Raw genomic sequence first — 523 nt, forward strand, 5'->3', positions numbered from 1 at the left:
ACGCCCGGTCCCATTCCGAACCCGGAAGCTCAGCCCCACAGCGCCGATGGTACTGCCCTGGAGACGGGGTGGGAGAGTAGGACGCCGCCGGACAACCATTCCCAGCAGGGGGTGGAACCCGACACAACCCCACGGGGTCGTGCCTGGTTCCACCCCCTGACTGCATTCCCCCAACAACCCGCCCGCCAGGCCCCCACCGGCCCCCCGCCCCGGGGCCGGGCCACTGCGCGCGGGCCCGGACACCACGGTCTACCCAGCGTTTACGCCCGAAACAGCACATCGTTCCGGGCACAAACCCTGGGCCCGCAACCCGACCGGACGCGACTCCGACCAGACGACGCGACCCGGCGCCCCGGCCCACCCAGCGATGCGCCGGCCTACCCAGCGTTTACGCCCGAAACACCGACCGTCCCGGGCACAAACCCTGGGCCGGCGCGGAACGCCGCGGAACCGCGCCGCGGCATCCGTCCGACCGCCCGGATCCGACCGCCCGGATCCGACCGCCCGGATCCGACCGCCCGGA

The 523-nt window shown here is 73.4% G+C and carries 1 rRNA gene; it reads left to right on the forward strand.

The features are described 5' to 3' along the window. Positions 1-93, forward strand: a 5S ribosomal RNA gene (rrf, locus tag LUU90_RS26385); the annotation flags it as partial. Positions 94-523: the final 430 nt, after the last annotated feature.

The sequence above is a fragment of the Promicromonospora iranensis genome (assembly GCF_028994775.1).
Taxonomy (GTDB): Bacteria; Actinomycetota; Actinomycetes; order Actinomycetales; family Cellulomonadaceae; genus Promicromonospora; species Promicromonospora iranensis_A.